Source organism: Dysgonomonas sp. HDW5A (assembly GCF_011299555.1).
In the GTDB taxonomy this organism is placed as follows: domain Bacteria; phylum Bacteroidota; class Bacteroidia; order Bacteroidales; family Dysgonomonadaceae; genus Dysgonomonas_A.
The window spans coordinates 3,741,767-3,755,450 of record NZ_CP049857.1 but is presented as its reverse complement, the minus strand read 5'-3'; the positions used below and the strand labels follow the sequence as shown (position 1 = coordinate 3,755,450).

Here is a 13,684-nt window from a genome sequence, read left to right as displayed (position 1 = left end):
TAATCGTGATTATTCATCTATTGACATACCCAAAACATTTGTTAGAATATCTCTTGATTTTTTTGATAATTTCTTTTTACCACCTCCTGCAAGATCCATTCCGGAAGGTACAACTAATCCATCAACTCGCCTTGTTGGATTTGCTAAAATCCAATGTCCACCTTGGAATACAGGTTCAACATGACCATCCGATTGCTTATTAATGGGATCTTTTCCGTTATATGTAGTTACGTTAGGACTAATCTGGTATTTTGTTTCGAATTCAGCGCCTCCTGAACCTGATTTGTATTTTTTGTAAAACTCAAGAAGATTGTCTTCCTGTACAGCTTTCGAGTTTAAAGGAGATTTCTCCATGGTGGAACCGGGAGTCGAAAGTGTTGGTTTTATCTGTTTCAACAGATCTTTCTTTATATCATCTTTAATGGAAGATTTAAGATTTTGTGCTTGTATCGATATTGATATAACTACAAAAACAAAACTTGTAACATATTTCTGACGGAGATCCATTCCCTTGATTTTCTATTTGTGCAAAACTACTAAAAGGGAATGTTGCTTTATATACAAAAACGTTAAGGTTACATAAGCTTTACATCTATAAATATTAATTAAGTTCATGAAGCTTTTATTCTTCTTGAACTTGTATTCTGTAAAGGTTTTGCAATATTTCCTTCGACTTTTTAGATAGCTTCTTTTTCTCCCATCCGCTAAAATTAAACCCACCAACAGTAGCATTTATCATGACACCTTGCATACGTTCTTTTTGAGATAGTTTGTCTAGCTGACGATCGGAGTCTTTTACGGGAATAAGATATGCTTTCCCTCCGTTAAGAACGGTCTTTGTAGACGTACAACTGTCATTTTCAAGAAAATTAAAGCCTTTCATTGTTGATTCCAGAGTCTTTGTATCGTATTTATCATCAAACTTTTCACCTCCCGATTTATATTTTTTACTAATGCCTAATAAATCTTCATTACTTATAGCTTTAGAAGATGATTTATCTTGTTCTAAAATGAGCTTTGATTTTGTCTGAGGCGGTTTAATATCTTCTAAAAGGAATCGTTTTCGGTCATCGTTTATTGATAACGATTGAGCTTGAATCGATATAGTTATAATACAGAATGTAATTGTTGTATAAGAATAAGGTTTTAGAAGTATCATCACAGTGTAATTAGATATTTTCACAAAACTATCTAATTGTATAGTTGCATTTTATGCAAAAAAGTTAAGTTTACATAAGCTTGACATCTATAAGTGTTAATTAAGAAAAGCAACTGTGAAACAAGCATATATAACAGTTGCTCTTACTAAAGTTTTATATTGATTTATTCAATAAGCCACTTTAGGTTAAACTGATAATGTATCCCACTACTTATCAGATGTATCATATTATCAGGAGACTGTGTCGCAGCAAGATAGCCACGAGGTTCAGCATGAGTTTTGTCCATTAAGAAATGTCCGGTCCATGCTTGCCCATATAATAATCGTTCTTTTCCGTCTGTAATTAGTTTCTTTACAGGCCATGTTTTACCTTCATCCCAAGATAATGCAGCATAAGCCCCGTATCCGATAAACTCTTTACCTTCAGAATCAATAAATGTCATGCCTTCTTCGCCATTGTTTTTTAAACGATATGGATGATGGGTAAAAGATATCACGATTAGTGGACCTTCATTTAGCCTCATTAATACCAAACGCTGTCCTCCATCTATTGGAGGTAATTCTGATGCGGTGTATTGCCAAGTTTGCCCCATATTGGTTGAAATACTCATAGGCATACGAAGCAATCCTTCTTTGTTTTTGATAGCATCACCACGTCCTAAAGCCATAAGATCACCATTTTTCAACTCTACTATTCCGGCATGTATACCTGCAATATTACTGCCTGTTCCACCTTCTGTAAAATTATTCGGGATACCACTATTCGGATCACACCATGTTTTATCACCGTCTTTACTTATATGAATTGCCGTACCTCCCTCACCCTCAGGAGTTGCATCGGCAGCCTGTATCAGCCATCCTTTAGAAGTCCGGATAGTGCCTGATATAACCTGATTACGTTTGCCATGTTCAGAAGCTATTATTTGTGGTTTGCTCCAAGTTGCCCCATTATCAGTACTGATTCGTTGAACTATTGCCAGATTCTGCCAATCTCCGGCAGCTTCTACCCCATTGAAGTACATCAGGGTATCACCTCCTTTATTAAATAAGGCTGACCCTGTCATATTACGATCGGGTACTTTAAAAAAACGCGAGGCAGCTTCCCATTCGCTTTGTCCTTTTCGTAATCTGCTTCCAATAATTTCTATTCCCCGTCCGTTTTCTTGTTCTGCTGTAAACCAGACAGCTAATAAGTCACCATTATTACACCATGTTATAGTCGGGCAATGGTTATGTGAATAAAATGGAGTGCCTGATTTGCAATCGGGAGCAACAACGTATCTTACTGGTTCTTTGAATATAGCCTTTGTCTCTTTTGTCCAAATATGTTGACTCTGATTTACATTCAACATATTGATTGGTATTGAAATCTGATCGACATAATCGTTACTACTAGGATATTCGGCCTGCACGATTCTAAACCCTGTAAGCCAATGCTTATCTTCGGGAATCATTGCTATGCGATTTGCCGATCGAAGGTATTCAGTGGGTGTGCCGTGGCTTCCACCACGGGTAACTCTAAATAAACCATCTTTTCCGCCCAATGGATCAGTTTGATTGTCGTTTTTACTATATGGTGCATACCAGTCTAAACACCATTCCTCGACATTTCCATGCATATCATACAGACCTAAATTATTGGGTTTGGTTTGGCCTACTTGTAAAGAAACAGCTACTGGATCACGATATAATTTTTGGTTTTTAAGGAAAGAGTCCGGCAAGTAATCACCTGTATAAAAGAGAGAATAAGTACCCGCACGACACGCATATTCCCATTCTACTTCTGTTGGTAAGCGGTATGTTTTACCCTCTTTCTCGGATAGCCATTTACAGAATTCTACTGCCTCATGATAATTGACATATATAACAGCATCATCGTCACTTTCAGATAATCCATATCGTCCCCTGTATTTAGAATGCGATGGATCAAACTGCTCGTATTGTACATTTGTCACCTCAGTTACTCCCATTTTAAAAGGCTTACTGATAATTACTTTGTGCATAGGTGCTTCATCATAGTTTTCACCTTTACCTTCGGACCCCATCCAAAAATAACCCGCAGGAATCTGAATCAGGTCTATTCCTACACTATTCTTTTCGGTTTGTGCATAAATTCCGACATGCAAAGAAACAGCTATAAATAATAAGATGATTCTATTCATAATATGAAAAAGTATTAGACTTATTTCTCAGTTTGAGAGTTTCTTTTTAAGAATAAAGACTCATACCTGCAATTGAGATATGAGTCTTTAAATTTATCAATAATAAATTATAATAAGTAAAAGAAAATATTTAATGATACATTTTAAAAGCATAACAACCTATTGTTGTTTTGCTTCCCAAAGCAATAAATAGTTCTGTGGACTTATTTTATTTATCGGCTATTGGTTTTAATAAATATCTTATTTCTTTAGCTCCGGTTAACTCATCATGAGTAATTCTAAAGCTATTATGCTCTTTTCCATCAATTCGAAGGCTACCGATATAATTTGCATTGGCTGTATCCATTGGTTTTACGGATTCTATAACTACTTTATCGGACTTATAATAGTCAGGATTCAGTTTGATCGTTATTTTGTCAAACGTAGGTGTTACCAAAGTATAATCAGGTCGCCCCGGACATTCGGGGTAAAAACCCATCATATTAAATACAGCCCATGTTGATAATGTTCCTGTATCATCATTTCCGGGTAATCCTCCGGGTGAATTGGTGAAGTGATCGTTTAACAGTTGTTTTACCAATTTTTGAGTTCTCCACTCTTCTCCTTTAAAATTACTAAAGAAATGAGGGTAATTTATATCAGGTTCATTAGTAACATCGAAATATCCTTTGTCGAATACCGACTGTAATTTATTGACAAAAGCTTTGTCGCCTCCCATAATCTTGGCTAATCCGGGTATATCATGCGGTACAGCAAATGTATAATTCCAAGAAGATCCCTCGTGAAATCCGGGATTTGGTTCGAAATTCATTCCCTGAGTAGGATTAAACGGCGTTAAGAATGTTCCATCGGGTAATATCGGACGGAATGCCCCCGTTTCTTTATCGTAATAATGTTTATAGCCCAACGATCTTTTATAAAATAGTTTTGCGTCCTCTTTTTTACCTAAAGCTTCAGCAAAACGAGCTAAGTTCCAGTCTGCAATGTAGTATTCCAAAGCATGAGATACCGAGTTATCAAACTCGCCACGCAAAGGAACAAAACCAAGCTTCATATAATCGTCATTATCAGGACGCATCAAATTTTCTTTACTTGGTAAGGTTGCCGATTTATACATTGCCTCATAAGCTGTATTCACATCAAAATCTTTCAATCCTTTAAACCAAGCATCTACAATAACAGGGATCGAAGGGTCACCCTCCATTGTATAAGTCTCACGTCCGTACAACTCCCACTTAGGTAACCATCCGTGTTCTTTGTACATATCTATCATGGTATGCATCATTTGAATCTGACGCTCAGGATATACCAGTGTCATCAATTGGTGTACATTGCGATATGTATCCCAAAGAGAAAATACTGTATAACGATTCTCATTGGTCGTTTTAATTTCAGAACTTTCCATAGCCGGATATTGTCCGTTTACGTCTTGCAGAATATTCGGATGTACCAGTGCATGATAAAGCCCTGTATAAAATACTGTTTTTTGATCATCAGTTCCACCCTCTACTATTATTCGGGAAAGATCATCATTCCAGCTTTTACGAGCAGCCTTATGCACTGCGTCAAAATCTGCTTTAGGTTGCTCTGTCTCCAAATTTAATCGTGCATTTTCGATACTAACAAAAGAAACACCCATCTGAACTTCGATAGTTTCGCCTTCTTTTGCATCGAAAGTAAAATAAGCACCCACATCATCCCCGGCGATTTCCTTGTCATATCTTGTATACAACTTGTATTTTCCGGCATCGGAATTCCATTCACGTTCCCATTTTTCACCGGGACGCTGTAATTTCCAATATCCTGTATTTTCTGGCGTCTTATTAACCCTCATAACAAAATAGATTGGAAATACTGCTTGCGAAGCTGTATAACAGAATGTACCTAAAAGCTTAGTTCCTTCTATTTCTGTAGGACTTACTCTACGAATCATAGCACCCGATTCGTTAGTAAGCCCTTCTCCTAGATTTAATAATATATTAGCTTGCCCTTTGGGAAAAGTAAAACGTGCAATTCCAACACGTGGGGTTGCACTTACCTCTGTTTTGATATTATATTTTGTCAGTAAATTCGAGTAATATCCGGGCGATGCAGTTTCGTTTTTATATTCACTTCCGTATTTTCGATAATCGACTTCCAAATCGCCTGATGTAGGCATCAATAAAAGGCTGCTCATATCGGGGCAACCTACCCCACTGAGGTTTACATGAGCATACCCTGTAAAGTATTTGTTATCGAAACTATATGGTGTAGACCACCATCCGGTATCTTTATCTCTTTTATTTAAGTCTGAGCCCATTACATTAAAAGGGGTCACCGACATAAAACTTTGAGGGCACATGGCTCCCGGGTTTGTTGTTCCGTAATTAGTTGTACCGATGAACGGATTGACATAATCAACCGGTTCTGTTTGAGCAGCAACTATACTGAAACAACCTAAAAATAAATAAAGGAATGTTTTTCTCATGATATAATTTAGTAATTGAAAATATTTAATGATATATTTCGGTTGTATCTACAGACATAAACTTTCGTCCCTACTCCTAAAGCGATAAAAGGAATGAAATCTTAAGAATATATATTTTCTAAGATACAGACTATTTCCTGTAGATATTTAGCATCTACTTCCGAAAAATTGGCTTCTATCTCACTGTCAACGTCAAGTACAGCTACAACCTTGCCTTGTTTTTGTATTGGTATTACAATTTCCGAACGTGATTCACTATCACAAGCAATATGTCCGGCAAAAGTATTAACATCTGCAACTGTTATCGTGCGATTCTCTTTCCATGCCGTTCCGCATACTCCTTTGCCATAATTTATGCGGGTGCAAGCTATCCGTCCCTGAAAAGGACCTAATACCAATTGCTCTCCTTTAACTATGTAAAAACCCACCCAGAGAAAACTAAAAGCTTCTTTTAAAACAGCCGATATATTAGCCAAATTGGCAATAGTATCTGACTCCCCTTCGAGTAATGCTTTTATTTGAGGTAGGATATTTTGATATTGCTCCTCTCTGGAACCATCTTTTAATACATCTATTTTTTCAGCCATGCTATAAAGATATTGCTTTTTATAAAATTACTAAAGTCTCAAAGTCTATTTTAAATAAGAAAATCAAAGCATTCCCAACTGCTCAAACATACTTTGGTATATTTCGGCTTTTCCTGCTAACGATTTTGGATAGGCTCTTGATGATGACGGCATACGATATAAACGCATTGGTCTTCCTTGAAATTCGAAAGATGAAAAGTCTCCGATTTTAGGTTCGGTAGTCTGAACAAAAGAGATTAATGTATCGGTAGCTTTTTGTCCGGTCGTAACAATAGCCCTGCATGTTGATACTTGATGCAGAATAGCACCTAAATCGGTTACTTCTACTACTTCCAGAAAATTATCCGATGCATTATCTTTGTGTCTTATTACTGCTCTTGCTGTATCTCCTATGCCTATTTTTTTATAGGAGAGAAACTCTCTTATACTTTCTTCATTAAAAGCTTTTCTGTCAGCAAGTAAAAAATGATCTTTATTCTGAAAAAAAATCAATCCGAATATTCTCCACATGTCATTCTGGAAATTGGGATAGAAGAAGTTCATCGACCAGCGTTCTTGTTTAGGCGGAAAGCTTCCCAACATGATTAACTGAGTATCAGCGGGCAAGAAAAAAGGTAAAGGGTGATATTCTATATCTTTCATAATTCTGTTGAGTATTGATCCCTGTCTTATCACAACGAAGATAATAAAAATATTTTCTATCTGTTTTTGTTCCTCTCCACCTAATAAAACATCAATTATTGCAAATAATATGTCTTTTTATTTGCAATTAAAGAAATATGTTATATTTTTGCTCTTACTAAATAAAAATTCAAATCGAAATGAAATTATTCACGAACATTCTTAGCTCTATCATTCTGCTCTGGGAAAATCTTAGAGTGAGTAGTGTTGCGTAGTAGTTGAATAATTAAAACAGATATAGCAATAGCCTTTCTCACTCTAAGAGAAGGGCTATTTTATTAAATAGATCAGCGGTTTGCTAACAATAGAAACATACTTTAGACAAATTATATATGGACAAATTATTTATTTTTGACACGACATTAAGAGATGGAGAGCAGGTTCCCGGTTGCCAGTTGAATACTATTGAAAAAATAGAAGTAGCCAAATCTCTCGAAGCTCTCGGTGTTGATGTTATAGAAGCTGGTTTTCCCGTATCAAGTCCCGGAGACTTCAATTCAGTAGTGGAAATTTCTAAAGCCGTTACATGGCCTACTATCTGTGCACTCACACGTGCCGTTGAAAAAGATATAGAAGTTGCTGCCGAAGCTCTCAAGTATGCCAAGAAAAAACGTATACATACAGGAATCGGAACTTCTGATTTCCATATAAAACATAAGTTTAACTCTACACAGGACGAAATTGTAGAACGTGCCATTGCTGCCGTAAAATATGCAAAACGCTTTGTAGAAGATGTTGAATTTTATGCAGAAGATGCAGGCAGAACCGATAATGCTTATTTGGCAAGAGTGGTACAAGCTGTTATCAATGCAGGAGCCACTGTAGTAAATATTCCTGATACAACAGGCTATTGTTTACCAACAGAATATGGTGCGAAAATTAAATACCTGATCGATCATGTAGACATGAAAAATGCCATCCTTTCGACACATTGTCACCAAGATCTAGGAATGGCAACAGCCAATTCTATTATGGGAGTATTGAATGGTGCACGTCAGGTTGAAGTTACGATTAATGGAATTGGCGAACGTGCAGGAAACACCTCTTTAGAAGAAGTTGTTATGGCAATAAAGAGTCATAAGGAATTGGATATCGAAATGAATATCAATACTCAAAAGATATATCCTATGAGTCGTATGATATCCAGTTTAATGAATATGCCTGTGCAGCCCAATAAAGCTATTGTAGGTAGAAATGCATTTGCACATTCATCGGGAATACATCAGGATGGAGTACTTAAAAATATGTCGACTTATGAAATTATCGACCCCAAAGATGTCGGTATAGATGATAATGCGATTGTACTTACTGCCCGTAGCGGACGTGCAGCTTTAAAGAATAGATTGAGTATTTTAGGAATTGAAGTTAATGATAGTGAATTAGCCGAAATATATCAGCGTTTTTTAGAACTTGCAGACCGAAAGAAAGATATTACGGATGAAGATATTCTGATTCTTGCCGGAAAAGAAACTGATAAAATGCATCGCATTAAGTTAGACTATCTGCAAGTAACATCAGGTATCGGAGTTCGCTGTATTGCTAACGTTGGCATTGATATTGCCGGTGAAAAATTCGAGGCATCAGCTTCAGGTAATGGACCTGTTGATGCAGCAATTAAAGCGGTAAAACAGATAATTCGTCGCGAAACTATTATACAGGAATTTTTAATTCAGGCTATCAATAAAGGAAGCGATGATGTAGGTAAGGTACATATGCAAGTAGAGCACGAAGGACTAAATTATTATGGTTTTTCAGCAAATACCGATATTGTAGCAGCATCTGTTGAAGCATTTATCAATGCAATTAATAAATTTGTAAAATAAACCAATCGCTAATTAGTGGAAACTAAAAAATACGAATACATAGATAGTTTACGAGGAATTGCCGTATTAATGGTTTTAATGGTACATGTTGGTAATTTCTTCAAGATTTCAACAACCGAATATTTTCCTGATTTACTATTTGGGATTCTATATAATGGGAGAATTGGCGTTCAATTATTTTTCATAATCAGTTCTTTTACTCTAATGTTTTCTTTTGAGAGAAGAGCTGGTGAAAAGAACGGAACATCAAATTTTTATATCAGGCGTTTTTTCAGAATAGCTCCCATGTATTATTTGGCTATATTAGTTATAACAGCATATTACATTCACTTAGATGCACAAAACTGGGATACTTTAACAACACCGTGGTACATAAGTAATTTCTTATTCTTAAATACACTTAATCCTTATTGGATCAAAACTATAGTACCCGGAGGATGGTCTATTTCGGTAGAGTTTTTATTTTACATTATATTTCCATTTATCGCATCACGGATCAAGAATATAAATATGTCAGCGGTTGCCCTGTTTACCAGTCTGATAGTTGCAACACTGTTTATGTATATTGTTAAGGATAGGTTTGTATTTTTCCAATTAGATTTTCATCAGATAAGCTTCTATTACCAATTACCTGTATTCTTTATCGGAATATTTGCTTATTGGTTAACTAAAGAGAGTTATACTAAGATAAATAACAAGACATGGTTACTACTCATAATAGCATTGTTTCTATTTACTTATATGGGAGTACCCTATTATTTATTTTACACAATCATATTTTGTATCGCTATTTTCGTATTGCAAAAGAAACCATACAAAATACTTTGTAATAAATGGTTGTCTAAAGTCGGTCAAGTGAGTTTTAGTATGTATATTGTGCATTTCTTTCTTATTATAATGATGAATAGCTTTGGAATAGGACGTATTATACCTGTTACCAATTTATTTACGTCCATAATAAACTATATCCTTTTATATATTTTAGTTTCCGTTTTAACTTATACAATTTCTTATTTCTCATATAAATTTATAGAAGTTCCCGGACAAAATCTAGGAAAAAAACTAATCAAAAAAAGATCAACAAATAATATTTCAGCATGAAAACATTATTCGACAAAATTTGGGATGCCCACACAGTATCAACCGTAGAAGACGGCCCCACTCAATTGTATATTGACAGACATTTCTGCCATGAGGTAACAAGCCCGCAAGCTTTTAATGGATTAAGAACCAGAGGACTTACAGTGCTCCGTCCTGACAAAACAACTTTAACAGCAGACCACAATACCCCAACAATTAATCAAGACCAACCGGTTAAAGATCCGATTTCAAGAAATCAGCTGGATACGTTGTCTAAAAACGCTGCTGAATTTGGATTGACATTATATGCTTTGGGAAATAAAAAGAATGGTGTTGTTCATATCATCGGGCCGGAAAACGGTTATACTCAACCGGGGATGACTATCGTTTGTGGAGACAGTCATACTTCTACACACGGAGCTTTTGGTTCAATTGCTTTTGGTATCGGCACTTCCGAAGTTGAAATGGTACTTGCCACTCAGTGTATATTACAAAGTCGTCCTAAAACGATGCGTATCACCTTTAATGGCAAATTAAATAAAGACGTTACAGCTAAAGACTTAGCTCTTTATATGATTGCTAAACTTACTACAGGTGGAGCTACCGGCTATTTTGTTGAGTATGCAGGAGAAGCTATTCGCAATATGTCGATGGAAGAAAGAATGACCCTTTGTAACTTAAGTATCGAAATGGGTGCTCGTGGAGGATTAATTGCTCCGGACGAGACTACCTTTGCTTATGTAAAAGGTCGTGAATTTGCACCTAAAGGAGAAGCTTGGGATAAAGCTTTAGCGTATTGGAAAACATTGAAAACAGATGAAGGTGCAAAATTCGATAAAGAATTAGTATACGATGCGGCTGATATTCAACCAATGATTACCTACGGAACCAATCCGGGTATGGGGATGGCTGTAAATGACACTATTCCTACATTAGATGAAATAGACGAAGCAGGTCGTATCTCGTTCCAGAAATCAATGGATTATATGGGTTTCAAACCGGGAGAGAAATTGGAAGGGAAACCAATTGACTACGTATTTTTAGGTAGCTGTACGAATGGTCGTATCGAAGATTTCCGTGCATTTACTAATTTTATTAAAGGAAAGAAAAAAGCCGAAAATGTTATAGCTTGGCTTGTTCCCGGAAGTTGGATGGTTGAACAACAAATACGTGAAGAAGGTTTATACGACATTCTTATTGAAGCAGGTTTTGCTTTGCGTCAACCCGGATGCTCGGCTTGTCTGGCCATGAACGATGATAAAGTTCCCGCAGGCAAATATGCAATTTCAACATCAAACCGTAACTTCGAAGGTCGCCAAGGTCCCGGAGCACGTACTATTTTGGCTGGTCCATTAGTTGCGGCAGCAGCAGCAATTACAGGGAAGATAACAGACCCAAGAACGTTTTAAGGTCGAAGACCTATTTTACATTACTTAATTTTCTAATAAAAGTAAAATATAAAATGGAAAAGTTTCAAACATTAACATCAACATATGTTCCACTACCCATTGAGAATGTGGACACAGATCAAATTATACCTGCCCGTTTCTTAAAAGCTACAACAAAAGAAGGCTTTGGAGACAATTTATTTGCTGACTGGCGTTATGACAAAGAAGGAAAACCTAAAGCTGACTTTGTATTGAATAACCTAACATACAGTGGTGAAATTTTGGTAGCAGGAAAAAACTTCGGTAGCGGCTCTAGTCGTGAGCATGCTGCATGGGCTATCGTGGGATATGGATTTAAAGCTGTAGTATCTAGTTTTTTTGCTGATATTTTTAAAAATAATTCATTGAATAACGGTCTATTGCCTGTTATTGTTAGCTCTGAATTTTTAGCTGAAATATTTGACAGTGTAAATAAAGATCCTAAAGCAACTCTAACAATCAATCTGGAAAAACAGACGATAACCAATAATGCTACAGGAAAATCAGAATCTTTTGAAATAAACCCTTATAAAAAAGAGTGTTTACTTAAAGGCTTAGATGATATTGATTATCTACTATCAAAAAAAGCCCTTATAGAAGAATACGAAAAAGATCAGATATTATAAATCAGATTAATTTGATATGTGCCTGTTTTAAATTGAATAGGCACATTGATTCTTTTTTGCAGAATACTTAACTTACGCCTATGTTAGAAATAATGGATACCACCTTGCGTGACGGTGAACAAACTTCAGGAGTTTCGTTTTCCTCGCAAGAGAAATTAAGTATTGCCCACCTGTTGTTGGTTGATCTGGGAGTCAACCGCATCGAAATTGCATCAGCCCGTGTATCGGATGGTGAATTTAAAACAGTAAAAAAAATTACGGATTGGGCTAGAGGTGCCGGATATATCGATCAGATCGAAATTTTAGGTTTTATCGATAAAGGGGCTTCTCTACAATGGATTAAAGATGTTGGATGTAATACAGTAAACCTTTTAACTAAAGGTTCTTACAAGCATGTAACTGAGCAACTACGCAAAACACCCCAAGAACATCTTGATGATATAAAAGCCGAAGTATATTTGGCACAAGAGATGGGGTTGAATGTGAATATTTACCTTGAAGATTGGTCTAATGGTATTCTTAATTCGGAAGATTACGTATACTTTATGGTTGATAACCTAAAAGATATGCCAATCAAACGTTTTATGCTTCCTGATACTTTGGGTATACTCAATCCACATACCACTTGGAGGGCATGTCGCAGAATGACTAAACGATATCCGAAACTACATTTTGATTTTCATGCACACAATGATTATGATTTAGCAGTTGCCAATGTTATGGTAGCTGTGGAAGTTGGAGTACAAGGTGTACATGTTACGATGAATGGTTTAGGTGAGCGTGCCGGAAATGCAAGCTTATCGAGTGTTATTGCTGTTTTGCATGATCATTTGAATGTTGAAACCACAATCAAGGAAGAAAAATTAAATCGTGTAAGCCGTGTTGTTGAAACCTATTCTGGCTTAACAATATCTGCGAATCAGCCTATTGTAGGAGAGAATGTTTTTACTCAATGTGCCGGAATTCACGCAGATGGAGATAATAAAAACAATTTGTATTATAACGATTTATACCCCGAACGATTTGGCAGGGTGAGAGAATATGCCTTAGGCAAATTGTCTGGTAAAGCCAATATTCGAAAAAATATCGAAGCTTTAGGCATAGAGCTGGATGAAACCGAAATGGCAAAGGTTACCAATCGGGTCATAGAATTGGGTGACAAGAAAGAAGTCATCACCCAGGAAGACCTACCTTATATAATCTCTGATGTTCTGAGAAACAGCGAAAAAGACAAACAAGTAAAAATAATAGCTTTTGCCTTTATATTGTCAAAAGGAGTACGTCCTTCGGCTTCTGTTCGCATCGAGATAAATGGAAAAGAATACGAAGAAACGGCACCGGGTGACGGACAATATCATGCATTCTCGAAAGCATTGTGGAAAATTTACACAAAATTAGATAAGCCTAAACCCGATCTGGTAAACTACTCAGTAATTATTCCTCCGGGAGGACGCACAGATGCTTTGGTGCAAACTGTTATCTCATGGAAATTCAATGATAAAGTGTTTAAGACAAGAGGATTAGATGCTGATCAAACGGAAGCAGCTGTAAAAGCTACAGAAAAGATGTTGAATATTATTGAAGATATGTAAGGTCACAGACCTTTCTTATTACAGATACGTAGAAGAAAATAAAAACATATAAAACACATATTTCAAAAAACAATTAGGAT

At 36.2% G+C, this 13,684-nt stretch carries 11 protein-coding genes; 5 read left to right on the top strand and 6 right to left on the bottom strand.

The features are described from left to right. Positions 1-9 precede the first annotated feature (9 nt). The 6 genes from G7050_RS15405 to G7050_RS15380 all read right to left on the bottom strand — a co-directional run bounded on the left by G7050_RS15405 (position 10) and on the right by G7050_RS15380 (position 7,017). Positions 10-507: a hypothetical protein gene (locus tag G7050_RS15405; RefSeq protein WP_166117047.1), complete on the bottom strand. Its 498-nt coding sequence runs from the start codon at positions 505-507 to the stop codon at positions 10-12. A 115-nt stretch (positions 508-622) separates the two neighbouring features. After that, a complete protein-coding gene (locus tag G7050_RS15400; protein ID WP_166117045.1) occupies positions 623-1,159 on the bottom strand; it encodes a hypothetical protein in 537 nt (178 codons plus the stop codon). Between the two features lie 164 nt (positions 1,160-1,323). Next, complete coding sequence (locus G7050_RS15395; protein ID WP_255499321.1) at positions 1,324-3,324, bottom strand: SUMF1/EgtB/PvdO family nonheme iron enzyme; 2,001 nt, start codon at positions 3,322-3,324, stop codon at positions 1,324-1,326. A 205-nt stretch (positions 3,325-3,529) separates the two neighbouring features. Next, entirely contained in the window at positions 3,530-5,788 is a 2,259-nt protein-coding gene (locus tag G7050_RS15390; RefSeq protein ID WP_166117030.1) for a GH92 family glycosyl hydrolase, read from the bottom strand. 101 nt (positions 5,789-5,889) lie between these two features. Then, positions 5,890-6,375 carry a GAF domain-containing protein gene (locus G7050_RS15385; RefSeq protein ID WP_166117028.1) on the bottom strand — a complete coding sequence of 162 codons (486 nt, stop codon included), beginning with the start codon at positions 6,373-6,375 and terminating at the stop codon, positions 5,890-5,892. A gap of 63 nt (positions 6,376-6,438) precedes the next feature. Next, entirely contained in the window at positions 6,439-7,017 is a 579-nt protein-coding gene (locus G7050_RS15380; protein WP_370521861.1) for a uracil-DNA glycosylase family protein, read from the bottom strand. Between the two features lie 371 nt (positions 7,018-7,388). Here G7050_RS15380 and G7050_RS15375 point away from each other — a divergent pair, with 371 nt between their 5' ends. The 5 genes from G7050_RS15375 to G7050_RS15355 all read left to right on the top strand — a co-directional run bounded on the left by G7050_RS15375 (position 7,389) and on the right by G7050_RS15355 (position 13,604). Continuing rightward, entirely contained in the window at positions 7,389-8,879 is a 1,491-nt protein-coding gene (locus tag G7050_RS15375; RefSeq protein WP_166117027.1) for a 2-isopropylmalate synthase, read from the top strand. Positions 8,880-8,894: 15 nt separating this feature from the next. Next, complete coding sequence (locus tag G7050_RS15370) at positions 8,895-9,980, top strand: acyltransferase (protein WP_166117025.1); 1,086 nt, start codon at positions 8,895-8,897, stop codon at positions 9,978-9,980. After that, positions 9,977-11,368: a 3-isopropylmalate dehydratase large subunit gene (gene leuC / locus G7050_RS15365; protein WP_166117023.1), complete on the top strand. Its 1,392-nt coding sequence runs from the start codon at positions 9,977-9,979 to the stop codon at positions 11,366-11,368. Before G7050_RS15370 ends, leuC begins: the two co-directional genes overlap by 4 nt. A 53-nt stretch (positions 11,369-11,421) precedes the next feature. Then, the gene (gene leuD / locus G7050_RS15360) at positions 11,422-12,012 is read left to right on the top strand and encodes a 3-isopropylmalate dehydratase small subunit (RefSeq protein WP_166117021.1); all 591 of its coding nucleotides are present in this window, start codon (positions 11,422-11,424) and stop codon (positions 12,010-12,012) included. Positions 12,013-12,092: 80 nt separating this feature from the next. Further along, entirely contained in the window at positions 12,093-13,604 is a 1,512-nt protein-coding gene (locus G7050_RS15355) for an alpha-isopropylmalate synthase regulatory domain-containing protein (RefSeq protein WP_166117019.1), read from the top strand. Positions 13,605-13,684 lie beyond the last annotated feature (80 nt).

Coding starts and splice junctions, on each gene's coding strand:
- G7050_RS15405 (WP_166117047.1), bottom strand. CDS start 507: ATGGATCTCCGTCAGAAATATGTTACAAGTTTTGTTTTTGTAGTTATA.
- G7050_RS15400 (WP_166117045.1), bottom strand. CDS start 1,159: ATGATACTTCTAAAACCTTATTCTTATACAACAATTACATTCTGTATT.
- G7050_RS15390 (WP_166117030.1), bottom strand. CDS start 5,788: ATGAGAAAAACATTCCTTTATTTATTTTTAGGTTGTTTCAGTATAGTT.
- G7050_RS15385 (WP_166117028.1), bottom strand. CDS start 6,375: ATGGCTGAAAAAATAGATGTATTAAAAGATGGTTCCAGAGAGGAGCAA.
- G7050_RS15380 (WP_370521861.1), bottom strand. CDS start 7,017: ATGAAAGATATAGAATATCACCCTTTACCTTTTTTCTTGCCCGCTGAT.
- G7050_RS15375 (WP_166117027.1), top strand. CDS start 7,389: ATGGACAAATTATTTATTTTTGACACGACATTAAGAGATGGAGAGCAG.
- leuC (WP_166117023.1), top strand. CDS start 9,977: ATGAAAACATTATTCGACAAAATTTGGGATGCCCACACAGTATCAACC.
- leuD (WP_166117021.1), top strand. CDS start 11,422: ATGGAAAAGTTTCAAACATTAACATCAACATATGTTCCACTACCCATT.
- G7050_RS15355 (WP_166117019.1), top strand. CDS start 12,093: ATGTTAGAAATAATGGATACCACCTTGCGTGACGGTGAACAAACTTCA.